Raw genomic sequence first — 25,624 nt, forward strand, 5'->3', positions numbered from 1 at the left:
ATTATGACTCTTTTTCATGCATAATGATACTAAATCCTTCTCTTTTTTGTGATAAACCTTCCATGACTTTATACCAGTCATAACCATGTTCAGAAAACATTTCATCCATCAAATCTCTTTGTGCTTGATTTAACTTCTCAATTAAAGCATAGCCTGACGGCGTGGGATGTAATTCCTTCAGTCGCTTATCATTGGTTGCTGTTTTTTCTTTAATGAGCGCTTTTTCTTTTAATACTTTTAATGTATTGTGTGAACCTTGCTTAGAAATTTCAAGCACTTGAAGTAATTCTTTTTGTGTAATCCCCGGTTTCATACAAATGAAAAATAGAAAACGGTGATGTTGTCGCTGCATGCCATATTGTTCTATAATCTCGTCAGCTGTGGTGATATACGTCTTATAGGCAAAATAAAATAGTAAATGTTCATTGTCACGATCCGGCGTCATTGTATTCTCCTTTAATATACTTATCTTTATTATACCCACTATTGCACTTATTTCAATTAATAGGTCAATAGTGTTGACTTATTATTTTTCACATATTATATTAAAGAAAGAATAATTAATATAAGGAGAGAATATTGATGAAACAAAGAATCGGTCAACTATTATTAGATACATTAGCAGTAAACGGCGTAGATAAAATGTTTGGTGTGCCCGGTGACTTTACATTAGCCTTTTTAGATGATGTTGTACGACATGACAAAATTGAATGGATTGGTAACACGAATGAATTAAACGCAGCGTATGCAGCAGATGGTTATGCACGTGTTAAAGGATTAGCTGCAGTGAGTACAACTTTTGGTGTAGGTGAATTAAGTGCGGTCAATGGTATTGCCGGAAGTTATGCCGAACGCGTACCTGTTATAAAGATTGCTGGTGGACCATCAAGTATCGCTCAGCAAGAAGGACGATACGTTCATCATTCATTAGGTGAAGGTGTGTTTGATGCTTATTCTAAAATGTATGAACACATTACTTGTGCAACAACAATTTTGACAGTTGAAAATGCGCAAACAGAAATACCACGCGTAATCAATGCAGCTATTCGTGAACGTCGTCCTGTTCATATTCATTTACCGATAGATGTTGCATTAACAGAAATTGAAGTAACAGATGCTCCTGTTGCGTATCAGCACGCAGCAAAAGACGTATCACAGTATATCGAAGCAGTTAAAGAAAGATTATCAAAAGCAAAACAACCTGTATTCATTGTAGGTCATGAAATTAATTCATTTGATCTACACGATAAACTTGAACAACTTGCAGACTTAACAAATATTCCGGTAGCTCAATTATCACTCGGTAAATCAGCCTTTAATGAAGAAAATAATAAATATTTAGGTATCTTTGACGGAAAAATTGCTGAGGAAAATGTACGTAACTATGTAAATAACTCAGATTGTATTATTAATTTAGGAGCAAAATTAACTGACTCAGCGACTGCTGGATTCAGCTATGAATTTGACGTTAACGACGTTATCTTCATGAATCAAAATGACTTTAAAGCTGGCAGTGTTGTAAGTGATGACGTTTCAATCATCGATTTAGTAGATGGATTATTGACATTAGACTATAAGAATAGTGCCGACTATCCTAAATTTAAACGCTCTGAGATGAATTATGTATTAAATGATGAACCGTTAGTTCAGGAAAACTATTTTAAATTAGTTAATGCCTTCTTAGAAAAAGATGATATCTTACTTGCCGAACAAGGGACATCATTCTTTGGCGCATATGATTTATCACTTTATAAAGGCAATCAATATATCGGACAACCATTATGGGGATCAATCGGTTATACATTCCCGGCATTACTAGGAAGCCAACATGCCGATGTAAACCGTCGTAACCTATTACTGATTGGAGATGGGTCTTTACAATTAACAGTTCAAGCATTATCAACAATGATTCGCACAGGCATTAAACCGATCATCTTCGTTATCAATAACGATGGTTATACTGTAGAAAGACTCATTCACGGTATGGAAGAACCATATAATGATATTAAAATGTGGAACTATAAACAGTTACCAGAAACATTTGGTGCAAAAGATGAAGTTGTTGTACACGACGCGAAAACTTCGAACGAATTGAAAGCTGTAATGGATAAAATTAAAGCGGATAAAGATCACTTACATTTCGTTGAAATCCATATGGCAGTTCAAGATGCACCGAAAAAATTAATCGACATCTCTAAAGCATTTGCAGAAGCAAATAAAAAAGCATAATATTTAACCCCCGTTTACTCATAAATATGAGGAGACGGGGGTTTCTTTGATTATGGATACCATAATATGGCTGCATGTGCCCACTTTGTATAAATAGTGTGCATCTGATTACTTTTATTTACAAATATTGCGCAGAGTCCAACAAGAGTGCGCAAGAATTTGAAATAAATTACAACTACTGCACATTTCACATTCAGAGTGTGCAGAAATTGTAAACTACTTACAAATATTGCACTCAACTCATACAGTATGCGCAACATTTTCAAATTTATTACAACAAATCATATATATTTAGCCACTACATTTCCGCCAATTTCATATTCAAATACATCTGGCATGTTCATTTCACAGAAATCATTATAACCAAACGCCCCATCAGTCAGATGATTAAACAATACTGAAAAAGAAGTACCATGACCACAAATAATTAAGTCACCCTCGCTCCCTATAATCAGATCTTCAAACGCCGGCACAATTCTTTGCTTAACATCATTCAATGATTCACCATTCTCAAGTTTATAATCAAAATCCTTCCACTGACGTTCTGCAAATTCCGAGAAATTATCGATCCAATCACCAACCGTACGCTCATAAAAATTATCTAAAATCTCTATCTTCAAACCTTTATTTTCAGCAATCGCCGTAACTGTATCCAATGCACGTTTATAAGGGCTAGAAAAAATCCCTGAAATTTCTTTATCTTTAAAAATCTCAATTAAACTTTGAGCAAGCCTTACACCATCTTCAGTCAATGGTGCACTTTCATCATGTTTATACGAAATATCTCGAATGGAGTGTCTAATAAAATATACTTTGCCCATTTAACTACCCTTTCATCTGAAACATCATTTTTATAATTCTTCAGAATTCGGAAAATGTTCTAGCAATTCATCTTGAACTTTCTCATCATCTATTAATATTATCGTTCTTGAACTATCCATCGCTATTAATTCAAATACTGATTTATTCTCTATATGCTTAAATCCGCTATTATAATAAGGTTGTTCATCAGTGATATCATAATCCTTTGAATCCTCAATAATTTCTTCCCAGGAAACTTCATTAGGAAATCCTGATAATACACCCCATATCCACTGCACATCTGAATATTGTTCCAACATTAAATATAACGTTTCTCCATCTATAAATTGATTATCTGGATCATCAAACGGTACAGTATTATAGTTAAAATCCCCATTATGCTCATGGGGATATATCTTCCATTTGAGAGACTTCACATATTCTTCAATGTGTTTAAATACTTCAAAAGGATATGTAACAAATCCACCTTCATTCAGGAGAAATCCCTTCATGAAATCACTCCCTTATCATTAATAAATTATTCTTGATTATTTTTTTCTTTTATCATCATTCGACACAAGCGCTGCGCACAAATTACCAATAAAATCTATTAAATCAGTTATTATAGAAATCATCGTTTCACCTTATCTTTTTTCATATCTCTTTTAAAATAAATAAATGCTATTGTTCCAAATAGTATATTCATAACAGTATATGTTATGAGTGAAGCATTAATATAATCTTCATTCTTCGGATTTCCACTTGTGAAAAATTTAGGAATTAATTCTGGCATAATGATATAAACTAATACTGCAATAAAAAACCAACTTTTTAATACTATACAAACGACAATAAAGATCAAAGAAAGAATCAGTCCAATTATCAAACTATATTTTTCATCAATACTTGCCAAAGACTTACTTGGAAACTTTGACAATAATAGCTCACCTATTGTCATAACAGCAATTATTAAAATAAACAATATAAAACCATAAATATAAGTAGTTTTAGAGTCACCATGTCTCACTAAAATTGATTTTAAAATCCATAATTCTAATGGTGCTAATATAAATATAATAATTGCATAAAATATCAATCTATTCAGACTTAAATCTAAATCTCCGGATATTAATCGAGGTATCGCTAATAAAGCTAATATAGAGATTAGCATCAAAAATATAAAACTAAATATCCCTTTGTCAAATGGTAATTCATTCGAAATAGATTTAATATATTCCTTTACTGATCCTCCTGTTACGCTTTCTACACTTTCACCACGTGATTCTGCTTCGTACAAATGATCACGTAATTCTTCTTCAATCGCATCAATATCTTCGTCTTTCTTACCTTTCGATGCCAACTCTAATCTTAATTGTAATAAAAAATGTTCTGCTTCATTACTTAACATCATCAACACTCCTCATCAAATTATTTATGCCTGTATTCAATAAATCCCACTTTTCCTTAAACACTTTTAATTCATCCAAACCCTCTTTTGTAATTGAATAATATTTTCTCTTTGGACCACCGGTATCAGATTTAATCATTCGCGTACTGACATACCCTTTTTTATCTAATCTAAGTAATACCGGATAAATACTACCATCACTAATTTCAGGAAATTCTTTTTCTTTTAATTTTTCTAATATCTCATATCCATATGTTTCACCTTGAGAAATCAAACCAAGAATTGCTCCATCTAATAATCCTTTCATCATTTGATTATGTACAGACATTTGAAACCTCCTTGCTTCAGATAGCTATCTTATAATATAAGATAGTACAGAAAATAAAAAAAGTCAACTATCTTATTATAAAAGATAGTCACTTTTTAATTTTACATATTGATCCAGCCACGCTCTCTGTTTTTCCTCAAGCACTGGATATATATTATGATAATCATCTAAATCTTTTTCTCTAATATTACTGCTATTCATTTTATACAACAATTGAATTTCAGGTTGTATTATTTTCATATCATACTTAACAAAATATATATCTTCAATTTTTTTCCTAACAGCAGCGTTTCTTTTATAGATCCAATGTCCCGCTTCTTCTTCAAATAATAAAATTTCAATAATAAATGATTCTTTATCATCATTTGCAATCCACAGACTGTCAGTCGATTTAATATTATTTAGTGCATATAAACTTAAAGATCCATTTCTCGCTGTATAAACTTTATAATTATTAAAAAAATCTAAAATCCGTTCTAAATATTTAAAGTTCACCAATATATCAATATCTTCATGATTTCTCGTTTTTCTTCCTAGAAACTCATCCAGTGCAATCCCTCCAGCCAAATACCAATCAAAGTCTGCATCATGCATTATTTGCTTTAAAGATTCTATACTAAGTAGCTGCCAATTATTAAAGTCCGTCCTCATTCTCAACGCCTCTCTTATATTCTGGCTAATAAAATGATTTCATCTTCTATTTTGTAACCAATAAATTTTATATTAAAGTTTTTTTCCAAGACGAGGATGTATCTTTTTTTATCTACAGCTTCTTCTTTTCCATCAACCTTATAATAATCCTCAACCTGTATTATTAATTGTGAATTCATTGGATACGTCTCATTAATATATAATACGTTCTTATATTCCGAGAAATCTTTCTGTGCTTTAATTATCATTGTCTTATAAAAAGAATAAAGTACTTTATCATTATGATACATATCAAATACATATACAAACTGAGGTATATAAATATTAATATAGTTTAATATCTTCATTTGCTCATCATCGATAGTACTTTGCGATATCCTGTTAAATAACCTTTTCTTTCCTCTTAACTTCTTTAATCTCATTCTCTCCTCCAAAAAATACCCACTTCTCAGTGGGTATTATGATGATTTCGCTTCAAATTTATAAGCTTTTGTGAGCTCGTTTGTAATGATTAACTCATAATCAAGGTTGCGTGATTCTGCACCTTCAACCAATATATCAATTTCCTGCTGATTAAAATATCTTTCAGTTGCTACTAAAGACACTATCATTATTAATGACAGCATGATAATTACTATTAGACCTTTAGTAAATGCTTTCATAATTACCACCTTAGTTGTTTTTTATCATCTTATCATAAACAACCAAATTTATACAGTATTAGTATGTTTGCCCTATAATCTTATCCACTAATGCATCATCCAGTCCTTCAACAACAGCTGTCATCAATTTCACTGCACTGGTATAATCTTCTCGGTTCATCATAGATACATTACTATGAATATAACGTGTTGGTACAGCGATTGTTACTGCTGGCACACCTGTGTTACTTTGTGCGACGTGTCCTGCATCTGTGTAGCCACCTGTTAAGTGATCGAACTGTATTGCAATATGGTGTGCTTTTGCGACATCAATAATATATTGTTTCAATGCAACATGCGCGATATTCCATGCATCGGCTAATATAATAACTGGTCCGTCACCCAACTTCGCATTACCTGCATCCTCCATACCAGGCGTTAATGAACAGAAACATACATCCATTGCAATCGCGAGACTTGGCTTTACTAAGTTAGCAGCTGTCTTTGCACCTCGAGACAATGTTTCTTCCTGTGTTACGGCTCCGGAATATAGATTAATCTTTGGTGAAGTAACATTTTTAAAAACTTCATATGCAAGTGCACATCCAAAGCGATTATCAAATGCTTTTGCTAACAGATAATTTGGATTTTCCATCACTTCAAACTCAGTATATGGTGTTATACAATCTCCAACTTTAATCCCTGCTGCTATTGTTTCATCAAGTGATGCCGTCCCGATATCTATAAACATATTTTCTAGATTTACTTTATTTCTCTCTTCAACACTTAACACGTGTGGCGGCTTCCCTCCGATTACCCCTCTTATATCCCTATCTTTCGTATGTATCGTTACTTTCTGACTTGTCATCACTATCGGTGACCAGTATCCGAGACTTGTAAACTTTATAAAGCCTCGTTCAGTGATGTCAGTAACCATAAAGCCAATCTCATCAAGATGGCCTAATAACATGATAGCGTGTTCACTATTCGCTTTACGGACACCAAATATACTGCCAGTGTTATCACGTACCGTTTCAACGTTAATCGTTTCAAATAATTGCTGCATTAATTGTGTCATCGGCAATTCAAATCCCGCCGGTGCATTACATTCTGTCATTTGTTTAAGTAGTTCTAGTTGCTGATCCATCAATACATCTCCTATTCCACCGTAAACTTATATTTTATGTCATTATAGGATATTATTACATATACTGTCCTAAAAATACACCAATCGCTGTGCCGACATAGTTTCCGATAATATATCCGAGTGTACCTACAACAAGAATCGGTCCGATCAATTTATGCCACCCTTTAGCAATAGCTAATGCTGCTGCAGTTGTCGGCCCACCTATATTGGCATTACTAGCAAGTAATATTTCCTCTAAGTCTGCGCCAATTAATTTACCGGCAACTAAACTTATGACAAGATTTAACATTGCAATAATAAACACAAACAATAATAGCAATGGTGCTGTCTGCATTATTAAAGGTATTGAAGCTGGAATTCCTAATACGAAGAAGAAAAGATATATAAGAAATGTTCCAAATTCACTACTACCATTTAACTGTTTAAAGAATTTAGGGAATAGTAATAGCAATACAAATGTAAACGTCGTTAAGATTAAATATTTATCTGTTACAAGACCTGTAAACATTTCATATAAAATATTGCCATCCGCTTTCGGCAAAATATCAGTCATAAATGCTGACAGTTTAAATGATACAGCTACAATAAAAAATGCTGCACCGAAATTTAACGCAATATCGAGCAGAGAGATTTCTTTACGACTGAAATAATCATCCTGCCCTGCAATATGTGTTCCTTCTACTTCATCAATGTGCGGTGTATTAAATTTCTTTCTAAAGAATTGCATTGTAGGTATCGCCATTAAAGTTAAAATAAATATCGCTGTCATTAAGTTATCTGCAACTACTGCAGCTGATATTACATCTTTAGGTGGATCAAACTTTAAAGTCATGGCTGCAAAATTCACACCACCCCCAATATAGCTTGCACTCATCATCGCACTTAATTTATCGAGATAAGGGATATATTCTTTTAGTAAAAAGAATGCTACTAAAGTCCCGGCTACTGTCCCCACCGAACTTAATAAAAATATACCGAGTAAGCGACCGCTTTCTTTCCATATTGCTTTAATATCAATTTGAAATAATAATAACGGTAAAGCTAGCGGAATAATAAAACCCCATACTTGATCATAGACAACGGACTCTGTAGGAATCACTTTAAAGTTTGAAAGTAACAGTGCAAAGATTAAGGCAATAATAGCCCCTGAAACTTTGGCTGCCCATTTATATTTTAATTCAAGATAAATACTTAGACTGCTGAATATTACAATGATCGCCCATAACGTCATGACATCGTCTGCTGCAAAAAGCGTCTTCATCGTTTACCTCCTCAAAGCATTATACTTCTAATTTATCAGAATATTCTATATTATTGAAGAGGTAATTATTTATTATAAATGTTTCGCAAACTTTTCTTTGTGTTCTTCAGGTAAAGCATCAACTTTTAATGCTTTTTCAATTAGCGTTTTATTACGCTTATCACCGTAAACTAATTCATTAAACTCATGTAACGTCAATCCAGTTTCATCTTTCTTCATAAGTTCTAACTTGCTATTTGGTGCAACTACACCTTCAATAAGCACTCTAAAGTAACAACCTGTTGCTCGACTTACAGCCATCATCTTTACAATATTCGGTACATTGTGAACCTGTGCAATCGTATTACATGGTCCACGTCCTTCAGTCACTTGAATAAGTGCCTCTCCAAGTTTAAACGTATCGCCAATACAAATCGTATCTTTATCTAGTCCAACAGTCGTAATATTCTCACCGAACAAACTAAATTCTGTATCTATATCCATGTAATCTGACCATAAATCATAATCCTTATAATCATATAAACAGACCGCTTTATTGACACCACCATGACCTTTATAAACATGCTGATCTCCGACAAACCCTGTAACAGTGAGTTGTACTGCATTCTCAATAGGATATTTATAATAAGCAGTTCTCTTCTCTTTACCGTTTACATCAATCTTTTCTATACCACCGATACAAATTCTTTTTAATTCATAATGCATACGCTCACCTCTAATTTTGTATTACTTCAAGTTTATTATTATCAATTACATAAGTAAATAATAAACAGCCACTCAAGTGAGCAGCTGTTATTTCATAAAATCCCTATTTTCTCTTCTTTTTCTTCTTACTTTTCTTCTGAACTACCTGTATTTTACTTCGTTTATATTCAGGCATTTCACTTACTTTCTTACCACCCAAACGCCATAAACGCACTTCCGTATAAACGTCTTTCAAAAGTCGCGTTAATCGTTCAGTTGGTACGACACTAATCATGTTCTTCGCCCCTAAATCTGCTATAAATTCAAATGCAGTTTCAAAACTATCTGTCACACGGAACGTCTCAATAATCTCTGAATAAAGTGCTTCAACTTGTTGATTGTAAATTACTTCACCTTTCATATTGCGTTTTAATTCAACTTTCAGTTCACGTGTATTATTACTTGGTTCAACATATGCGTTTAATATATATTTATATACCGCTTCTTTTGACTGCGGTATATAATATTCCATATTACTGAACATCTCATCTAAATTTAATTGCTGATGTGAATATAATTCGTGCTTTATCCAGTTTCCTTTGATATTCGGTACTAAATTCGGGAAGAACGTTTGAATATCTTTCAAAATCATTTCACGCGTTAATGTTTCTTGATAAAGTTTACCATACACTTGCTGCATGATATCGATGCGTGTAAATCCATATATATTGAAAATACCACGGTAAAATTTAATCTTCTCAATATCCTCATTTAAATACCCATGTTGCTTTTGATATTTCTTAATATGTGCTGCAACGTCATTTGGTAAGAAAAGAATTTCATTAAAAGTATGTGCATACAAGAAGATTTCTCTTGTTGCACCTTTCATATATGTAAAGTTATCATAGTTGAATTGTAGTGCATTCTCGATATTTAACAGCAACTCGTAATCCATATATTTCAGCATTTTTTCTAGCATCGTGAAATCTTTGAAAAATGATTCATGAATGATATTAATTTGGGTTTGCTTATCATCTTTAATGTCCAATTGGTAAAACAGGGCGATTGCTTTTAAATCTTCTAACGTAAAATGATTTAAATGTTCTCTTAACGGTTTGTTCCCATGCATTTGAATCATTGTATCGATTTGTTCTTCCATCTTCATCTGTTCATTATATTGCGCAATGTTCGTTTCAAACGCTGCGCTTTCATTTTCGATTTCTTCTTCCGATGGTGATTGTATTTCAGCAAATTCACTATTTAAGACATGTTGATTGTAGATATTGATTATTTCAATCGGCATAAAGGACATTGCACCATTTGTAGCAGAGATGATGCCTGCTTCGACCAAGTTTGGTAAAACGACTTCTGTTTGAATACTATCTCGATTAATGTTTAAGCCACGCTCCGCTAAAAGACTTAAATATACATGTTCTGTGTTGTTTAACTTTGGTAATACCGCTATAAATTTCTCTTCATTGATTGTCATTTGATAACTCCTTGATTTAAAAAAGCTTGAACTAATCGTTCAAGCTTTCATTCATTTTAACCTTTGATGGATTGATTTTTATATTAAATCTACTTTCTAGTAAACTTATTGACTCGAGTGAGTCTGTTATGACTTCATCAAAACCATGAATCGATAATATTTCAGAATGGATGTTGAAATACTTACTTTGTACAAGGTCATCGTTTAACTGATCAATTGCATAATAAAATCCACCTTGATCATACATCTCCAGTATTTCTTGCTTGTCGATGGATTTTTGTGAAATGTATAGTTTTCTTAATCCGAACTCCGGTAGTTGTTCATACCATGATAAACCGTCACGCACATTTACTACATCACCGATAATAATCATTGCTGGGTGTGTAACTTTATGTTCTATAACAAGATCGTTTATCGTTGATAAATCTCCTATCACCGTTTTTTGATAACCATAACTTGCATTGCCAATGACAGCTACCTTTAAATGTGCATCCATATCTTTAGACAGGACAGAGACAATTTCAGGTAATGCTTTCATCCCCATATAAAGCGCTAGTGTACCACCTTTAGCCAACGCCTGAAAATCAATTTCGCGCATACTATCTTTTTGCAGATGACCTGTTGAGAAAGTAACATGAGGCGCATGCGCGCGATCAGTTAATGGAAATCCAGAATAGAGTGCAGCCGCACTAGCACTTGTTATACCAGGAATAACTTCATATTCATATTTCTTTTCTAAACTATCTACTTCTTCAGAGAGTCGGCCAAATATACCAGGATCTCCACCTTTAAGACGTACTACTGTTAATCCTAATGCTGCTTTCTCATTAATAATACGATTGATTTCATCCTGTGCTTTATATTTAACATCTGGATTTTTACCCACATATATAAGTTCGCAATCTTGTTTTGATAATTGTAATAATATCGGATTGACTAGTCGATCATATATGATGACATCTGCAGTCTTTATTCTTCTGATTGCTTTATAAGAAACAAGACCAGGATCACCTGGTCCAGCTCCAATAAAAATGACTTTTCCTAGTCTATCCATATGAATAACTCACCGTTATCTACTTCTACTTTATATGTTGAAACACATCCATCTGCTTCATCTGGTGCCTGAACCTGTCCATCATTTAAATCAATTTTTCTGTCATGCAGCGGACAGAATACGTAATGTTCACTTACTGTACCTTCTGTTAAAGGACCATTTTTATGAGGACAACGATTGCCGATTGCTTTAATTTCTCCAGATTCTAATAAGAAAATACCGATTTCTTCATCTTTAACAAATACTTTCTTACCGATTTGAGGTTCTAGTTCAGATACATTGAATAATTTGATTTTTTCCATGACTATACGCGCTCCACTTCATACATTTTTCGTTTCTCTTCGTCTGATGCAATTGCCTTCCACGGCTCTTCCTGACGTGCTTTATTGGCATCCATTAAACGTTCAAATAATTCTTTTTGTTTCGCTTCATCAAGCAATACATCTTTTACCTGGTCGAATCCTAGACGTTCCATCCATGGTGCAGTACGTTCACCATAAATACCTGTTTCACGGTAGTATTGCATCATCGCACCACATAATTGAATCACATCGTCTTCAGTTGCTACAGTTGTAAGTAATGTTGCAGCTTTAACTTCCGTACCACCGTTACCACCAACAAAGATCTGGAAGCCATTCTCAACGCCGATAACACCGAAATCTTTCACACCAGATTCTACACAGCTACGTGGGCAACCTGATACCCCGATTTTAAATTTATGAGGTGTATCGATATATTCAAATGTTGATTCAAGTCGAATTGCAAGTTGTGTCGTTAACTGCGTACCAAATCGACAGAATTCTTTACCGACACATGATTTAACAGAACGTAGTTTTTTTCCGTAAGCAGATGCTGAACGCATGCCTAAATCTTCCCACACTTGAGGTAATTCTTCTTTTTTAATACCATATAAACCGATACGCTGTGCCCCAGTGATCTTCACTAACGGTACATCATATTTCTTCGCAACTTCACCTAACTTAATTAACTGATCAGGATTTGTAACCCCACCCTGCATCTGTGGAATGACAGAGAAAGTACCATCATTTTGAATGTTTGCATGGAAACGTTCATTTGCATAACGTGAATCTTTTTCATCTTCATGCTCATGTGGCCAGCACATATTTAAGTAGTAGTTGACTGCCGGACGACATTTCGGACATCCACCTAAGTTTTTAAATCCTAATACGTGACGTACTTCTTTAGACGTTTTTAAACCTTTTGCACGAATTTGCGTCACAATCTGGTCACGTGAAAGTTCTGTACATCCACAAATTCCAGTTGGGCCACCCGCTTCAAATTTATCACCTAAAGTATGAACGAGTAAATCAGCGATTTGTCCTTTACATTTACCACATGATCCACCGGCTTTAGTATGCGCTGTAACTTCTGCAACAGTTGTTAAACCTTTTTCGTGTACTGCTTTAACAATCTGTCCTTTTGAAATACCGTTACATCCACAAATTGTTTCATCATCTGCCATCGTTTCAACACTGATTGCATCAACTTCACCAGCTTTGTGTAATAAAGATACTAATGTGAATTCCTCGATTGCTTCTTCTTTTTTCATCATATTGTAGAAACGGTTACCTTCTTCAGTATCCCCGTAAAGTACAGCACCTACAACTTTACCTTCTTCTACGAATACTTTTTTATAGACATTATCTAAGCCGTTAAACACTTCAATACCGCGCGTCTTTTCACCTTCATAAATCTTACCGGCAGAGAATAGGTCACAGCCAGATACTTTAAGTGATGTAAATGTAGTTGATCCGTGATAACCATCTGTTGGATTGCCTGTGATATGATCTGCTAATACTTTCCCTTGTTCGTAAAGTGGTGCTACTAAGCCGTATACTTTTGAGTTATGTTCAGCACATTCACCAACGGCATAAATATCCGGGTCACTCGTCTGCATATAATCATTAACAACGATACCACGACCGATTTCAAGTTCAGCTGCACGTGCTTGTTTCGTTACCGGACGAATACCTACTGCCATTACAACTAAATCTGTTTCAATTACTGAACCGTCACTTAAACGGATTGCTTCAACACGATCTTTACCGATAATTTCTTGTGTGTTTCCTTGTAATTTAAACTTCATGCCTTGTTTCTCTAAATCAGCTTTTAACATTTCTCCAGCTTTACGGTCTAACTGCATTTCCATTAACCATTCGCCTAAATGTACAACTGTAACATCCATGCCCTGGTCTAATAATCCACGCGCACATTCTAAGCCGAGTAATCCACCACCGATGACAACAGCTTTTTTGTAATGACGTGCCTGTTCAATGATGTATTCTGTATCTTTAATTGTTCTCCAGCCGATAACACCTTCAAGTTTCACACCATCTATCGGTAACATGAAAGCAGTTGAACCTGTAGCAATGATTAATTTATCATATGAAACTGTGATCCCTTTTTTCGTTGTTACTGTTTTATTTGCTCTGTCGATTGATTCAGCTTTATCATCATTGATTAAAGTGATGCCTTGTTCTTTATACCAATCATAATCATTAAGAATCGTTTCCTGTATATCCATCTTCTTCTGTAAAATATTTGAAAGCATAATACGGTTGTAGTTTGGATAAGGTTCTTCACCAATAACTGTGATTTCAAATAAATCTGGATTACGCTCTAATATTTCTTCAATCGTACGTATACCTGCCATACCATTACCGATCATAACTAATTGTTGTTTCATATTATTTCTCCTCTGCACATTCGCTCATTTATTTTAATAAATCTTTAATTTTTTGTTTGAGTATTTTACTTTTCTCCGGGCTTGCTCCATCGCTTGAAATCATAATACGCATATCATCATGTTTAAAAGATGCTACATTAAAGAAATTTGAGTTACGCTTATTTGAACAATCATTAACAAGTTGATTATCATTCACACATTCCATAACCTGCTTATTAACACCTTCATCATTTGTTGCAATAAACACGATATCATAGTGACTGATATCCTGTTTTGTAAATGGATATGGAATGCATTCAACATCCATTGACGCTATTTCAACATCTATCTCTGGTGCCATGACAGTAATAAACGCACCTTCACCATGTAAGCCGTTTACTTTGCGTTTGGCAATTCTGCCACCACCTACAATCAGTATCTTTTTACCTTCTAAATTAAGCATGACTGGATACATATGCATCCTCCTCAAGTTGTGCCAGTTTATTTAATACACCTTGTGTCATTGCAAAATCTAAATCCAATGTTTCAGTAAAAGATATATCGTATCCTGCTTCTATAAAAGGCTGACTCAGTCTTTTAATCTTACGCACAAGATGACCATCGAATAAGAAATATGGCATTATGATAATTTTGTCTTGCTTATCCATCGTCTTCAGTTTTTCTTCAAAACTTAAATTACCATATAACATTGCTGGTACTAAGTTCTGACCTGACGTCTGCTGCATGACTTCCACCATTTTAGTGAGACGTTCATCTGGTTCAGTAAATCTTTTATTACCATGTGCTGTAATCAGTATCGTTGCATCTTTAAATCCAGAAATAATGCGCTCACATACCTTGTAGACACTTGGTTCATCTCCGAAACAATCTGCAATGTGGTATGTTATATGTGGATAATCTTTCAATACATCATTAAGCTGTGCTGGAATATCTTCTCTTGCATGCATTGCTGGAAATAAGAGCATTGGCATGACTAAAAATTCTGTGACACCAGCATCTACCATACGGCGTGTAATAATTGGTACATTCTCGTCATCTTTTTCGAGAAAAGCTAACTGCTGTACTGTTTCAGGTCGCTTTGATATTATATTATCTACAAATTCTCTGAAAAGTTGATTTTTATCAGGCATCTTTGATCCATGTGCGATATATATGATTCCTTTCATGTGCCTCCCCCTCAATAAAAGATACATTTATATTATAGCTTATTTAGTTGTGAATATGTTCACATGTATATATGAATAGGGATTTCCCTATATAAATTTTTTTGCAAGTAATTTAATAAGAAATATGTCTTTACTTTTTATTACTTTCGGATTTATTATTTTTTTTGTTTATATATCTCCATCGATTTATCCTCCTTTTTTATATTAAAAATGGCCATAAAAAAAATCTCTAAGTCATCATAACTTAGAGATTTTTAAGATTAATATCTTATTATTTGTTTAAAGCCGCTTTCGCTTGTGCTACGATTTCAGCAAATGCTTTTTCGTCAGTGATAGCGATTTCTGATAACATTTTACGGTTGATATCGATACCAGCAACTTTTAATCCGTTCATTAAACGGCTATAGCTGATGTCGTTCATACGCGCTGCCGCATTGATACGTGCGATCCATAATTTACGGAAGTCACGTTTCTTTTGACGACGGTCACGGTATGCATATTGACCTGATTTCATTACTTGTTGTTTTGCTACTTTATATAATGTATGTTTTGAACCAAAGTAACCTTTAGCTAATTTGATTGTACGTTTACGACGCGCGCGTGTAACTGTTCCACCTTTAACTCGTGGCATTATAATTCCTCCTCAGTGTTTCTAATTTTATTATTTTACGTAAGTTAACATTTGTGCTACTCGTTTTTGATCGCCTTTAGATACTAATGACGCTTTACGAAGTCCACGTTTTTGTTTCGTTGATTTGTTTGCGAATAAGTGTGAAGTGTAAGCTCTTGAACGTTTTAATTTTCCTGAACCAGTTCTTTTAACACGTTTAGCTCCACCACGGTGAGTTTTCATTTTAGGCATGTTTTGTTCCTCCTAGTTTTGTTTTTTGTCGACGATTGGCGCTAACATTAAGAACATTGAGCGACCATCCATCTTTGGCTTTTGTTCAACTGTCGCAAGATCTTTACATTCTTCTGCAAATTTCTCTAACACACGTTGACCAAATTCTTTATGCGTGATTGCACGACCTCGGAATCTGATTGATACTTTAACTTTGTCCTGCTTTTCTAAGAATTTACGAGCATTTTTAAGTTTCGTATTAAAATCATGATCTTCAATCGTTGGACTTAATCTAATTTCTTTAACGACAACAACTTTTTGATTTTTACGTGCTTCTTTTTCTTTCTTTTGTTGTTCAAATTTGAATTTACCGTAATCCATAATTTTGGCTACTGGGGGTTTCGCATTTGGAGCAACTAACACGACATCAAGGTTAACACGTTCTGCAATTTCAATTGCTTCGAACTTAGTTTTAACGCCAAGTTGTTCACCATCATGACCGATTAAACGAAGTTCTCTCGCACGAATTTTGTCATTGATTTGAGTTTGATCTTTAGCTATGGTTGACACCTCCTATTTGATTTACGAAGACAAACAAAAAAGCGAATGCATAATGCACCCGCTAAAAAATAGACATGTCTAACCATGTTATTTAACCCTGTAACTGCTCTTTGCGTCTTCAGGGCGAGAAGCGGGATGCTTCTACTTGTCCGTTTCGTATTCAACAGACTTAAGTATAACAGGCTAATATTTATAAGTCAACATCTATTTTTTCATATTCACTCATATCTGTATCATGAGATAAATCAACTTCTGTTAAAGGAATCTTACGCGTTTTATATTTTAGTTTGTGGTAGAAATAGAACGCTAAGAATATTGGAATCCCCATATAAGTGATCAAGAAACCATTAAGATCGAACTTACCACCTAATATTAAATCAGTATCCTGACCGATAATTACAAATAAACAGAGAACAAATGCAAATATCGGACCGAATGGGAACCACATCGCTTTATATTTTAATACTGACATATCTTTGTTCTGAGCATAAAACGCTCTTCTGAATCGATAATGACTAATTGCAATACCAAGCCAGGCGATAAATCCTGTTAAACCACTTGCTGCCACGATATATTCGTAAGCACCACTAGCAACACGCTCTACTAAGAAGATGATTACCACCACAACAAACGTTGCAAGTAAACTCGGAATAGGAACGCCTTTGCGATTTGTTTCTGAGAATTTACGTGATGCTAATCCATCTTTACCCATCGCATATAACATACGCGTTGAAGCATACATACCACTATTACCCGCTGATAGAATAGATGTTAAGATAACAGCATTCATAAAGGATGCTGCAAATGCAAGGCCAGCATTTTCAAATACTAACGTAAATGGTGACTTCGCAACACTATCTCCCCCCATTAAGTTAGGATTCGTGTAAGGAATGATTAATCCGATGACGAAAATAGAGAGAATGTAAAAAATTAAAATTCTCCAGAAAACTTGTTTAATCGCTTTCGGTATCGTTTTTTCCGGCTCTTCTGATTCACCTGCTGTAATACCAACAAGTTCTGTACCCTGGAAACTAAATCCGGCTACTAAGAATACGCCAAGAATCGTTAAGAAAGACCCCGTTAAACCATGACCGACAAATGGAGCATCACCTGTCGTGAAGTTATCAAAACCGATAAACTTGCCACCTAATATTCCAACGATTGTTAGTAATCCGATGATTAAAAATAATATAACAGTAGCAACTTTTATAATCGCAAACCAATATTCACTTTCACCATAAACTCGAACTGACAATGTATTTAAAAATAAAATAATTGCTAAAAACACTATGCTCCATGCCCAACCCGGCAAGAAATCCATCGGTGCCCAGTACTTTATGACGCTCGCAGCGATACTCACATCTGCTGCAACTGTAATCACCCAGTTAAACCAATAATTCCAGCCAAGCGCAAATCCAAGAGATGGATCGACGAAGCGTGTTGCATAGGTAGAAAATGAACCTGAAATCGGTAAATATGTTGCCATTTCACCAAGACTTGTCATTAAGAAAAATACCATAATACCAATAATCGTAAACGCAAGTAACGCACCACCTGGGCCAGCATCACGAATCGCTCCTCCAGAGGTCATAAATAAACCTGTGCCGATACAGCCACCAATAGCGATCATCGAAATATGGCGCTGCTTCAATTTTCTTTGTACTCCATTCGTACTTTGCATATATTGACTTCCTTTCAAAAATTAAAAATGAGCACACGTATGATACGCGTACTCATTTGAAAGTATAATCATCAAAATTAAGTAGCGCATCACAAATGTGACAGTCTAACACTTGTTCAATGTTAGCCCAGGATATAATGTTCATACACATTATTCCTTCGGCACTGTTTCCTTTCGATAAACTTCGTTTATGTGTATGACATATCCATCATCTACTCATAAGCAGTGCAACCTCTACCTCAACGAGGAATATTAAGTTAGTTACTAATATACATGACATCACTTATTATTTCAACCTCTTTTTTTAATACGTTAATACATTAAATGATGATTTTCCTTTAAAACATAGACTCATAAAAAATCAAATCATTATTTTTTTAGACGAATCTCATCAACTAAATTCCAGATAAACTCGTCGCGATCTAAAGTTTTAGAATCTTTAGAACCATATTGACGCAGGTTTACTTCATTATTCTCAACTTCTTTATCTCCTACTACAACCTGGTAAGGGACTTTATGCATTTGTGCTTCACGAATTTTGTAGCCCATCTTTTCATTTCGGTCATCAATATGACAACGAACACCTTGAGATTTTAACTCATCATATAATTTACGCGCATAGTCATAATGCACTTCATTAGAAACCGGAATAATTTCTAATTGATTTGGAGCAAGCCAAGTAGGATATGCACCTTTATATTCTTCTGTTAAGAAAGCAACAAATCGTTCCATTGTTGAAATAACACCACGGTGAATAACTACCGGACGGTGTTTCTCGCCGTCATTACCAATGTATTCTAAATCGAAACGTTCCGGTAATAAGAAGTCTAATTGAACTGTAGATAAAGTTTCTTCTTTACCTAACGCAGTTTTAACCTGTACATCGAGTTTTGGACCGTAGAATGCAGCTTCTCCTGGTGCTTCTTCGTAATCTAAGCCCATTTCATCAACTGCTTCTTTAAGCATTGATTGTGCTTTCTCCCACATTTCATCATCCTGGAAATATTTTTCAGTATCTTCTGGATCTCTATAACTTAGACGGAATTTATAATCTTTAAATTTGAAGTCTTTATATACATCTATTACAAGTTGCACGACACGGATAAATTCATCTTTAATCTGATCCGGACGAACGAAGATATGTGCATCATTTAAAGTCATACCACGAACACGTTGTAATCCGCTTACAGCACCACTTGCTTCATATCTGTGCATTGTACCAAGTTCAGCGATACGGATTGGTAATTCACGGTATGAATGTGGTTTATTTTTATAGACCATCATATGGTGTGGACAGTTCATCGGACGTAATACCATTTGCTCATTGTCCATCTCCATAACCGGGAACATGTCTTCCTGATAATGATCCCAGTGTCCAGAAGTTTTATAAAGATCAACTGAACCCATAACTGGTGTATACACGTGGTCATAACCTAATGCAACTTCTTTATCAACAATATAGCGTTCTAATTCACGACGAATTGTAGCGCCATTTGGTAACCATAACGGTAAACCAGGGCCGACAAGTTGATTTGTAGTAAATAACTCTAATTCTTTACCAATCTTTCTGTGGTCACGTTCTTTACGCTCTTCTAAAACCTGAAGATGTTCTTTTAATGCTTTTTTATCGAAGAAGGCTGTACCGTAGATACGTTGTAACATCTTATTATTCGCATCACCTCTCCAGTATGCACCAGCTGTAGATAATAATTTAAATTCTTTAATTTTAGCAGTTGATGGCACATGTACACCACGGCAAAGGTCAGTGAATTCACCTTGAGAATAGATTGTTACATGCTCATCAGCTGGAATCGCATCGATTAACTCCTGTTTGTATGGATCATCGGCAAAAATTTGTTTAGCTTCATCACGACTTACAACACGACGTTCAATCTTTATATTTTCACCGACAATTTGACGCATTGTCTTTTCAATTTCAGGTAAATCTTCGCTTGAAATTTTATGTTCAGTATCTACATCATAATAGAATCCTTCTTCAATAACAGGACCTACACCGAAATGCACATTACCATACATACGCTTTAACGCTTGTGCCATTAAATGTGCAGTTGAATGACGTAGTACTTCTATACCTTCAGGAGACTCAGGCGTAATGATTTCGATGTCTCCATCTGTTTCAAGTGCCGTTGATAAATCTACCATCTGTCCATTAAATTTTCCTGCTAAAGCTTTCTTCTTTAAACCAGGACTGATTGAACCTGCAATTTCCTCAGTTGTAACGCCAGCCTCAAAACTTTTTACATTACCATCTGGAAACTTAACATTAATTTCACTCATTCATAACGCCTCACTTTTTTATTTTATTTTAAACAACAAAAAAGACCCCATCCCAAAAAGGGACGAAGTCAATTCGCGGTACCACCCTAATTACTGATCACTCAGCAACTCTGCATAAGATAACGGTCTTGAGCCGGACAATGATTAGTTGTCATACCAATAAGGGAGTAACAATCTAACTTAATTACTGATTCTCAGCACCATCAGCTCTCTAAAAATTAATGATAGACTATCTTATCCTTACAATTTATATATATACGAATTTAGTTTTGTTGTTTGTTAATACATATTATACACTTATTATCGTAATTTTCAAACTTATTTTTCACGGCGATAATTTTTCCCTGATAACATATATTCATCACTTAATGTTTCGATACGCTCCATAATACGTCGCGCCTTCGTCTGTTCTGCACCTTGTTTCGTTATTGATAAATGATGACTTAGTTCTTTAAAATCAAAGTTTGAGCTAAAAAATGTCGGCATATTATTCATCATACGATAATTTAATATCGGCCCTAACACTTCATCACGTACCCATGGTGTTAAGTCTTCTGCACCGATATCATCGAGCATTAGAACAGGCGTATTCTTTACTCGATTTAATCGCTCTGTATATGTACCATCATTAAACCCTGATTTTAATTCCCGGATAAATTCCGGAAAGTACATTAACGTCGTATAAATATGTCGCTCTTTCAATTCATTTGCGATTGCACCTAAAATAAATGATTTTCCGGTACCGAATGGTCCATGAATATAAATACCTTTCGTATCGACACCCTTTGCGATATCTCTGCATACCATCCCTGCACGTCTCACAATATCTATTCTCGTTTTATCATCGAGGTAAATATCTGCAAGCTTTGCATTCAGGACATCTTTTGGCATATGAATTGCCGTTATAAACTGCTTCATCTTTTGTTCTTCATCATAAGCAAGCTTAGAAGGGCATGGTAAATGTCTGATCTTAATGTGATTATTTTCAATATATAGTTCAGGCGTGTGACCAGGGACAAAGTTCTTACACTGGCCATAAGATGCACAATCCTGGCACATAATTGAAGAATCTTTATATTCCTGGAGGACAGATAAATCATTATCTATCATCTGCTCGGTAACATGGTTAGCAGCAATAAACGCACTTATTTCAGGATGTTTTATCGTTTCTTTTTTTATCTTTTCAATACGCTTAAAAATTTCACTGTTAGCGTTTAATATTGAGCCCATCGGTTTCATCATTTATCCTCCTCCCATAATTGATTGAGTTCTTGCTGTAACTTACGACGTTCCGCTTCCAGATCGACATTTTCATCAACTTTATTGCTTGCTATCGGTTCTTCTGTTAACCATTTAGGTGTCATCTCTTTAGAAGGCGGTAAATATTGTTTCGGTCTACTTGATTTATCTTTCCGTTCAGTACGTTTCTTATCCATCGATTTTACAAAATGATAAGCTTCCTGACTTGTTTTTAAATTTTGTTTCTTCCAGTTTGAGGCTATCTCTTCAATATACGCCTGCGGGAGTTTCATATCCTTTGTAAACAATACATATTGAATAAGAATATTAAACACGCCATATGGCAGTTGTTCACGTTCTAAAATAGATTCAATCATGCGTTTCTGCTTTAAGGTCGGTTCTGATTTACTGAATGAAGTAAGCATATCGATTGGACTCGTTGTATCCAGCATTTCAAACCAGTTCAGTAGAGTACTCGCTTCCTTATCTTCAGGCTTTATATTATCTGACTGTTCCTGAAACTGCAAAGTTGGTAGTGCACCGTCGTGTTCTATCTTATAGAAATCACGTGCATTTTTGCGTAACGCTTCATGAGAAATCGTTTGATTGCTTGTAAGTGACTTCAAGATAATCTGACGCATTTCTGTAGGTGCAATATCATATAATGCAGCAAGCTGAGAAATTAAATCACGCGTCTTCTTAGGTAATTGTTCACTTGTGATCAGATTCTGTGCCAGCAATGTTTCAAGCATATCAAAATCAAATGTCTGATGATGAATAGGAATACCATACGGGTCACTTTGTTTAATAATCTCACTATTATATTCGAATACAACGGGTTCAGGAGATTTCGGCGTACCAAATACGTCCATATATTTACTTGAAATATCACGATAACCATCATAATCTATATTATTTGTAAAATATCTACTCTTTAACACTTGATATCGATGCTTACCCACCTGCTGATATAAGAACACAGAAAGCATAGGATCATTAAAAAATTGTGCAGGCATTACAGGACTGATTAATTTATAGATAAACTTCTGATTGCTATCATCTATTCTCATATACGTCTTAAGTAAACCAATTGCTTCAAGCCGTTTACGAATCACTTCGAAATGACTCAAATTCATCTTCAGTTCACTTAAGAAAATATAATGAGTGTAATCGTTACTAACCTGGTTATAGTCATTTAAAAACTGACTTAAGAACTGATAGACACCGACACATTCAATACCAATTAAAGGCGTATAAAGTGTCTTAAGAACATCTTCAGTCAGATGCGTACTTATATAGTTTGTCGTGACGGCAAACTGATCCGTACCATTTAATTCCGTAAAATAATGTTGCATGCTGACACCTACTTCTTATCTTTATCGTTCAATAGACCGCTCATTGTACGTAATAACTGATCGACATCTTTAAATTCTTTATAGACAGACGCAAACCTTACATAGGAAACCTGATCTAAAGTCATTAGATGCTCCATCACCAATTCACCGATATCAACCGAAGACACTTCCGTCTTACCTTTTTCACGTAAAGCAGTCTCAACATCTGTCGTAATTTTTTCAAGTGATTCAAAAGCAACAGGTCGCTTCTCACATGCACGGACTAAACCATGTAACACTTTATCACGGTTGAATGCTTGTCTTGTGCCGTCTTTTTTTACGACGATTAATGGCTGTAATTCAATTCTTTCGAAAGTAGTAAAACGTGTACCGCATTCTTCACATTCTCTACGTCTTCTGATTGCAGTCAAATCGTCTGCATGTCGTGAATCAATCACCTTCGATTGATTAAAACCACATTTTGGACATTTCAAGACAATCACCCCTTTTTTTATTATTATTTAATTATACATGAATACGAAACAATTAAAAATCCATAAGATTACACTGTTCTGGGTATATAATAAACTATATGAATAAGTTAAAATTAATAAATTAATAACTTTCCAGAAGGAGAAAACTGATGAGACCGAATTATATCCATTTACCAAAGTTAGAAGAAGGACACCCTGTAAACAAACTAAGAGAAAGCTTTAATCATAGAAATGAAGTGATACTTTATCATAACGACCCTGTAGGAATCGTCTTTATCGGTGATTCAATTACTGATTACTGGGATATAGAAAGTTACCTGCAATTAAACAATGGCAAGCGAATGATTAACCGTGGCATTGGAAACGATCGTACGCAATGGGTACGCGACCGATTTACAGCAGATAGTATCCAGTTGAAACCCGATTGGATTGTCTTATCGATTGGCATTAATAATACGAAAGCACTCGACGTTGATCAAAGCGATAACAACCAGCAACAAATTAAGTCACGAATCCTTGAAGATATTGAAGCAATGATTATGATGGCAAATGAAAATAACATAAATATTGCAGTTACTACACTCACATCAACGAACCGACCTAAGTTAGAAGGATTTATAACGCGCTCAAAACTTGTTCAGATAATTAATCACGAAATTAAACAACTATGTACAGAACATGATGCATTATTTATCGATTACTATACACAGATGACTGAAACGAAAGATGGCATCGACTATTTACGAAATGAACTTACAGATGACGGACTACATCCGCATGTATTCGGCTACGACATTATGGCAAAAGTCATTGAAGCAACGTTTACCGATATTTATCCGATACAATTAAAGCAAAGATGAAAAAAGTGTCACACACCAAATACGGTATGTGACACTTTACTTTTAAGGCAACAACTTCAATCCAATGGTACTTGCTAAAATTAAGCCCATAAAAAATAAACGTAATACATTCTTCGATTCTCCGTAAAACAAAATCCCCACAATTGCTCCACCTACTGCACCAATACCGGTCCATATAGCATATGCAGTACTCATCGGAATTGCAATTAACGCAACGGAAAGAAAATAAAGACTACATGCAAATGTAAATATCAGCAATAAAACATAACGCTTTTGATGTGTGTTTGAATACATATTAATCACGACAACACCTAGCATTTCAAAGATACCGGCAAGTACTAAAATCAACCAATACATTACTTTGCCTCCTCTGGTGTTGCCATCTTAAGACCGATGACACCGATAATTAATACACTTATTAATATAACTTTCTCAACGCTTATTGGTTCATTGAAAAATACTACATCTGCAATCGTTACTAACGTTGCACCTAGACCAACAAATACAGCGTAGCTTGTTCCAACCGGTAAATATTTTGATGCATTCAGCAACAAATAGAAACTGATTGAAACACTGATAACAGTAAGTATCCACTCATACCAAGTATCAGCATGGGCTAGACCAATTACCCAGCACATCTCAAAAATCGCCGCAACGATAATTTTAATCCAGTTCATAACATACCTCACTATCAACATAATAGTGAATAGTATAACATATACAAAATTTCATTTTAAGAAATGAGTTTTC

The 25,624-nt window shown here is 34.7% G+C and carries 29 protein-coding genes, 1 riboswitch and 2 other annotated features; of the genes, 2 read left to right on the top strand and 27 right to left on the bottom strand.

The window, feature by feature from the left end:
- Position 1: 1 nt before the first annotated feature.
- Positions 2-445 (bottom strand): MarR family winged helix-turn-helix transcriptional regulator, encoded by a 444-nt coding sequence (locus BHU61_RS06100; protein ID WP_111715372.1) that lies wholly within the window; start codon positions 443-445, stop codon positions 2-4.
- Between the two features lie 137 nt (positions 446-582).
- On the opposite strand from BHU61_RS06100, the gene BHU61_RS06105 reads away from it, so the two are divergent.
- Positions 583-2,229, top strand: coding sequence for an alpha-keto acid decarboxylase family protein (locus BHU61_RS06105; protein WP_111715373.1), 1,647 nt, complete (start codon positions 583-585; stop codon positions 2,227-2,229).
- Positions 2,230-2,510: 281 nt separating this feature from the next.
- Here the strand turns inward: BHU61_RS06105 and BHU61_RS06110 are convergent, their stop codons facing one another.
- From BHU61_RS06110 to nrdR, 24 genes are all read right to left on the bottom strand, one after another.
- Positions 2,511-3,050 carry a histidine phosphatase family protein gene (locus BHU61_RS06110; RefSeq protein WP_111715375.1) on the bottom strand — a complete coding sequence of 180 codons (540 nt, stop codon included), beginning with the start codon at positions 3,048-3,050 and terminating at the stop codon, positions 2,511-2,513.
- 30 nt (positions 3,051-3,080) lie between these two features.
- The gene (locus BHU61_RS06115; protein ID WP_111715376.1) at positions 3,081-3,542 is read right to left on the bottom strand and encodes a hypothetical protein; all 462 of its coding nucleotides are present in this window, start codon (positions 3,540-3,542) and stop codon (positions 3,081-3,083) included.
- Positions 3,543-3,661: 119 nt separating this feature from the next.
- Positions 3,662-4,438 (bottom strand): hypothetical protein, encoded by a 777-nt coding sequence (locus BHU61_RS06120; RefSeq protein WP_111715378.1) that lies wholly within the window; start codon positions 4,436-4,438, stop codon positions 3,662-3,664.
- The gene (locus BHU61_RS06125; RefSeq protein WP_111715380.1) at positions 4,428-4,766 is read right to left on the bottom strand and encodes a PadR family transcriptional regulator; all 339 of its coding nucleotides are present in this window, start codon (positions 4,764-4,766) and stop codon (positions 4,428-4,430) included. Before BHU61_RS06125 ends, BHU61_RS06120 begins: the two co-directional genes overlap by 11 nt.
- A gap of 75 nt (positions 4,767-4,841) precedes the next feature.
- A complete protein-coding gene (locus BHU61_RS06130) occupies positions 4,842-5,417 on the bottom strand; it encodes a nucleotidyltransferase domain-containing protein (RefSeq protein WP_111715381.1) in 576 nt (191 codons plus the stop codon).
- 14 nt (positions 5,418-5,431) lie between these two features.
- On the bottom strand, positions 5,432-5,839 hold the full coding sequence (locus tag BHU61_RS06135) for a hypothetical protein (RefSeq protein WP_111715383.1): 408 nt from the start codon (positions 5,837-5,839) through the stop codon (positions 5,432-5,434).
- 36 nt (positions 5,840-5,875) lie between these two features.
- Positions 5,876-6,079 carry a hypothetical protein gene (locus BHU61_RS06140; protein ID WP_111715384.1) on the bottom strand — a complete coding sequence of 68 codons (204 nt, stop codon included), beginning with the start codon at positions 6,077-6,079 and terminating at the stop codon, positions 5,876-5,878.
- Positions 6,080-6,137: 58 nt separating this feature from the next.
- Positions 6,138-7,205, bottom strand: a complete 1,068-nt coding sequence (locus BHU61_RS06145) for a M42 family metallopeptidase (protein ID WP_111715386.1) — start codon at positions 7,203-7,205, stop codon at positions 6,138-6,140.
- A gap of 55 nt (positions 7,206-7,260) precedes the next feature.
- Positions 7,261-8,466 (bottom strand): DUF819 family protein, encoded by a 1,206-nt coding sequence (locus tag BHU61_RS06150; protein ID WP_111715387.1) that lies wholly within the window; start codon positions 8,464-8,466, stop codon positions 7,261-7,263.
- Positions 8,467-8,538: 72 nt separating this feature from the next.
- On the bottom strand, positions 8,539-9,171 hold the full coding sequence (locus tag BHU61_RS06155) for an MOSC domain-containing protein (RefSeq protein ID WP_111715389.1): 633 nt from the start codon (positions 9,169-9,171) through the stop codon (positions 8,539-8,541).
- A gap of 103 nt (positions 9,172-9,274) precedes the next feature.
- Entirely contained in the window at positions 9,275-10,639 is a 1,365-nt protein-coding gene (locus BHU61_RS06160; RefSeq protein WP_111715391.1) for a hypothetical protein, read from the bottom strand.
- Positions 10,640-10,670: 31 nt separating this feature from the next.
- Positions 10,671-11,693 (bottom strand): uroporphyrinogen-III C-methyltransferase, encoded by a 1,023-nt coding sequence (cobA, locus tag BHU61_RS06165; protein WP_111715393.1) that lies wholly within the window; start codon positions 11,691-11,693, stop codon positions 10,671-10,673.
- Positions 11,681-11,995 (bottom strand): nitrite reductase (NAD(P)H) small subunit, encoded by a 315-nt coding sequence (locus BHU61_RS06170; RefSeq protein ID WP_111715394.1) that lies wholly within the window; start codon positions 11,993-11,995, stop codon positions 11,681-11,683. The genes cobA and BHU61_RS06170 overlap by 13 nt, the downstream gene beginning before the upstream one ends.
- A gap of 2 nt (positions 11,996-11,997) precedes the next feature.
- The gene (gene nirB / locus BHU61_RS06175) at positions 11,998-14,400 is read right to left on the bottom strand and encodes a nitrite reductase large subunit NirB (RefSeq protein ID WP_111715396.1); all 2,403 of its coding nucleotides are present in this window, start codon (positions 14,398-14,400) and stop codon (positions 11,998-12,000) included.
- Between the two features lie 28 nt (positions 14,401-14,428).
- Positions 14,429-14,854: a precorrin-2 dehydrogenase/sirohydrochlorin ferrochelatase family protein gene (locus BHU61_RS06180; RefSeq protein ID WP_170122468.1), complete on the bottom strand. Its 426-nt coding sequence runs from the start codon at positions 14,852-14,854 to the stop codon at positions 14,429-14,431.
- Positions 14,835-15,566, bottom strand: coding sequence for a sirohydrochlorin chelatase (locus tag BHU61_RS06185; RefSeq protein ID WP_170122469.1), 732 nt, complete (start codon positions 15,564-15,566; stop codon positions 14,835-14,837). Before BHU61_RS06185 ends, BHU61_RS06180 begins: the two co-directional genes overlap by 20 nt.
- A 271-nt stretch (positions 15,567-15,837) precedes the next feature.
- Positions 15,838-16,197, bottom strand: coding sequence for a 50S ribosomal protein L20 (gene rplT / locus BHU61_RS06190; protein ID WP_111715401.1), 360 nt, complete (start codon positions 16,195-16,197; stop codon positions 15,838-15,840).
- 30 nt (positions 16,198-16,227) lie between these two features.
- Positions 16,228-16,428: a 50S ribosomal protein L35 gene (rpmI, locus tag BHU61_RS06195; protein WP_012657249.1), complete on the bottom strand. Its 201-nt coding sequence runs from the start codon at positions 16,426-16,428 to the stop codon at positions 16,228-16,230.
- Between the two features lie 12 nt (positions 16,429-16,440).
- Entirely contained in the window at positions 16,441-16,977 is a 537-nt protein-coding gene (gene infC / locus BHU61_RS06200; protein ID WP_099579968.1) for a translation initiation factor IF-3, read from the bottom strand.
- Positions 16,978-16,995: 18 nt separating this feature from the next.
- Positions 16,996-17,121 (bottom strand) — a sequence feature (ribosomal protein L20 leader region).
- Between the two features lie 37 nt (positions 17,122-17,158).
- Positions 17,159-18,649 carry an amino acid permease gene (locus BHU61_RS06205; protein ID WP_111715402.1) on the bottom strand — a complete coding sequence of 497 codons (1,491 nt, stop codon included), beginning with the start codon at positions 18,647-18,649 and terminating at the stop codon, positions 17,159-17,161.
- A 74-nt stretch (positions 18,650-18,723) separates the two neighbouring features.
- Positions 18,724-18,894, bottom strand: a riboswitch (Lysine riboswitch).
- 124 nt (positions 18,895-19,018) lie between these two features.
- Positions 19,019-20,947 carry a threonine--tRNA ligase gene (gene thrS, locus BHU61_RS06210; protein WP_111715404.1) on the bottom strand — a complete coding sequence of 643 codons (1,929 nt, stop codon included), beginning with the start codon at positions 20,945-20,947 and terminating at the stop codon, positions 19,019-19,021.
- Positions 20,948-21,002: 55 nt separating this feature from the next.
- Positions 21,003-21,197 (bottom strand) — a binding site (T-box leader).
- A 68-nt stretch (positions 21,198-21,265) separates the two neighbouring features.
- Positions 21,266-22,186, bottom strand: coding sequence for a primosomal protein DnaI (gene dnaI / locus BHU61_RS06215; RefSeq protein WP_170122482.1), 921 nt, complete (start codon positions 22,184-22,186; stop codon positions 21,266-21,268).
- Complete coding sequence (locus BHU61_RS06220; protein ID WP_111715407.1) at positions 22,186-23,541, bottom strand: replication initiation and membrane attachment family protein; 1,356 nt, start codon at positions 23,539-23,541, stop codon at positions 22,186-22,188. Before BHU61_RS06220 ends, dnaI begins: the two co-directional genes overlap by 1 nt.
- Positions 23,542-23,549: 8 nt before the next feature.
- Entirely contained in the window at positions 23,550-24,014 is a 465-nt protein-coding gene (gene nrdR / locus BHU61_RS06225) for a transcriptional regulator NrdR (RefSeq protein WP_099579958.1), read from the bottom strand.
- Positions 24,015-24,163: 149 nt separating this feature from the next.
- On the opposite strand from nrdR, the gene BHU61_RS06230 reads away from it, so the two are divergent.
- Positions 24,164-24,874 carry an SGNH/GDSL hydrolase family protein gene (locus tag BHU61_RS06230; RefSeq protein WP_111715408.1) on the top strand — a complete coding sequence of 237 codons (711 nt, stop codon included), beginning with the start codon at positions 24,164-24,166 and terminating at the stop codon, positions 24,872-24,874.
- A 42-nt stretch (positions 24,875-24,916) separates the two neighbouring features.
- Here the strand turns inward: BHU61_RS06230 and BHU61_RS06235 are convergent, their stop codons facing one another.
- Together BHU61_RS06235 and BHU61_RS06240 are read right to left on the bottom strand one after the other, a co-directional pair.
- A complete protein-coding gene (locus BHU61_RS06235; RefSeq protein WP_111715410.1) occupies positions 24,917-25,231 on the bottom strand; it encodes a DMT family transporter in 315 nt (104 codons plus the stop codon).
- Positions 25,231-25,551 carry a DMT family transporter gene (locus tag BHU61_RS06240; protein WP_111715412.1) on the bottom strand — a complete coding sequence of 107 codons (321 nt, stop codon included), beginning with the start codon at positions 25,549-25,551 and terminating at the stop codon, positions 25,231-25,233. Before BHU61_RS06240 ends, BHU61_RS06235 begins: the two co-directional genes overlap by 1 nt.
- Positions 25,552-25,624: the final 73 nt, after the last annotated feature.

It is taken from the genome of Macrococcus epidermidis, assembly GCF_003259695.1.
Taxonomy (GTDB): domain Bacteria; phylum Bacillota; class Bacilli; order Staphylococcales; family Staphylococcaceae; genus Macrococcoides; species Macrococcoides epidermidis.

What these genes read in the sequence shown, in the direction of transcription:
- BHU61_RS06140 (WP_111715384.1), bottom strand. Translation starts at nt 6,079, where the DNA reads ATGAAAGCATTTACTAAAGGTCTAATAGTAATTATCATGCTGTCATTA.
- BHU61_RS06125 (WP_111715380.1), bottom strand. Translation starts at nt 4,766, where the DNA reads ATGTCTGTACATAATCAAATGATGAAAGGATTATTAGATGGAGCAATT.
- BHU61_RS06105 (WP_111715373.1), top strand. Translation starts at nt 583, where the DNA reads ATGAAACAAAGAATCGGTCAACTATTATTAGATACATTAGCAGTAAAC.
- BHU61_RS06180 (WP_170122468.1), bottom strand. Translation starts at nt 14,854, where the DNA reads ATGTATCCAGTCATGCTTAATTTAGAAGGTAAAAAGATACTGATTGTA.
- BHU61_RS06135 (WP_111715383.1), bottom strand. Translation starts at nt 5,839, where the DNA reads ATGAGATTAAAGAAGTTAAGAGGAAAGAAAAGGTTATTTAACAGGATA.
- thrS (WP_111715404.1), bottom strand. Translation starts at nt 20,947, where the DNA reads ATGAGTGAAATTAATGTTAAGTTTCCAGATGGTAATGTAAAAAGTTTT.
- cobA (WP_111715393.1), bottom strand. Translation starts at nt 11,693, where the DNA reads ATGGATAGACTAGGAAAAGTCATTTTTATTGGAGCTGGACCAGGTGAT.
- BHU61_RS06220 (WP_111715407.1), bottom strand. Translation starts at nt 23,541, where the DNA reads ATGCAACATTATTTTACGGAATTAAATGGTACGGATCAGTTTGCCGTC.
- BHU61_RS06130 (WP_111715381.1), bottom strand. Translation starts at nt 5,417, where the DNA reads ATGAGGACGGACTTTAATAATTGGCAGCTACTTAGTATAGAATCTTTA.
- rplT (WP_111715401.1), bottom strand. Translation starts at nt 16,197, where the DNA reads ATGCCACGAGTTAAAGGTGGAACAGTTACACGCGCGCGTCGTAAACGT.
- BHU61_RS06170 (WP_111715394.1), bottom strand. Translation starts at nt 11,995, where the DNA reads ATGGAAAAAATCAAATTATTCAATGTATCTGAACTAGAACCTCAAATC.
- dnaI (WP_170122482.1), bottom strand. Translation starts at nt 22,186, where the DNA reads ATGAAACCGATGGGCTCAATATTAAACGCTAACAGTGAAATTTTTAAG.
- BHU61_RS06100 (WP_111715372.1), bottom strand. Translation starts at nt 445, where the DNA reads ATGACGCCGGATCGTGACAATGAACATTTACTATTTTATTTTGCCTAT.
- BHU61_RS06160 (WP_111715391.1), bottom strand. Translation starts at nt 10,639, where the DNA reads ATGACAATCAATGAAGAGAAATTTATAGCGGTATTACCAAAGTTAAAC.
- BHU61_RS06230 (WP_111715408.1), top strand. Translation starts at nt 24,164, where the DNA reads ATGAGACCGAATTATATCCATTTACCAAAGTTAGAAGAAGGACACCCT.
- BHU61_RS06235 (WP_111715410.1), bottom strand. Translation starts at nt 25,231, where the DNA reads ATGTATTGGTTGATTTTAGTACTTGCCGGTATCTTTGAAATGCTAGGT.
- BHU61_RS06240 (WP_111715412.1), bottom strand. Translation starts at nt 25,551, where the DNA reads ATGAACTGGATTAAAATTATCGTTGCGGCGATTTTTGAGATGTGCTGG.
- BHU61_RS06115 (WP_111715376.1), bottom strand. Translation starts at nt 3,542, where the DNA reads ATGAAGGGATTTCTCCTGAATGAAGGTGGATTTGTTACATATCCTTTT.
- nirB (WP_111715396.1), bottom strand. Translation starts at nt 14,400, where the DNA reads ATGAAACAACAATTAGTTATGATCGGTAATGGTATGGCAGGTATACGT.
- BHU61_RS06205 (WP_111715402.1), bottom strand. Translation starts at nt 18,649, where the DNA reads ATGCAAAGTACGAATGGAGTACAAAGAAAATTGAAGCAGCGCCATATT.
- BHU61_RS06120 (WP_111715378.1), bottom strand. Translation starts at nt 4,438, where the DNA reads ATGTTAAGTAATGAAGCAGAACATTTTTTATTACAATTAAGATTAGAG.
- BHU61_RS06185 (WP_170122469.1), bottom strand. Translation starts at nt 15,566, where the DNA reads ATGAAAGGAATCATATATATCGCACATGGATCAAAGATGCCTGATAAA.
- BHU61_RS06155 (WP_111715389.1), bottom strand. Translation starts at nt 9,171, where the DNA reads ATGCATTATGAATTAAAAAGAATTTGTATCGGTGGTATAGAAAAGATT.
- BHU61_RS06150 (WP_111715387.1), bottom strand. Translation starts at nt 8,466, where the DNA reads ATGAAGACGCTTTTTGCAGCAGACGATGTCATGACGTTATGGGCGATC.
- rpmI (WP_012657249.1), bottom strand. Translation starts at nt 16,428, where the DNA reads ATGCCTAAAATGAAAACTCACCGTGGTGGAGCTAAACGTGTTAAAAGA.
- BHU61_RS06145 (WP_111715386.1), bottom strand. Translation starts at nt 7,205, where the DNA reads ATGGATCAGCAACTAGAACTACTTAAACAAATGACAGAATGTAATGCA.
- BHU61_RS06110 (WP_111715375.1), bottom strand. Translation starts at nt 3,050, where the DNA reads ATGGGCAAAGTATATTTTATTAGACACTCCATTCGAGATATTTCGTAT.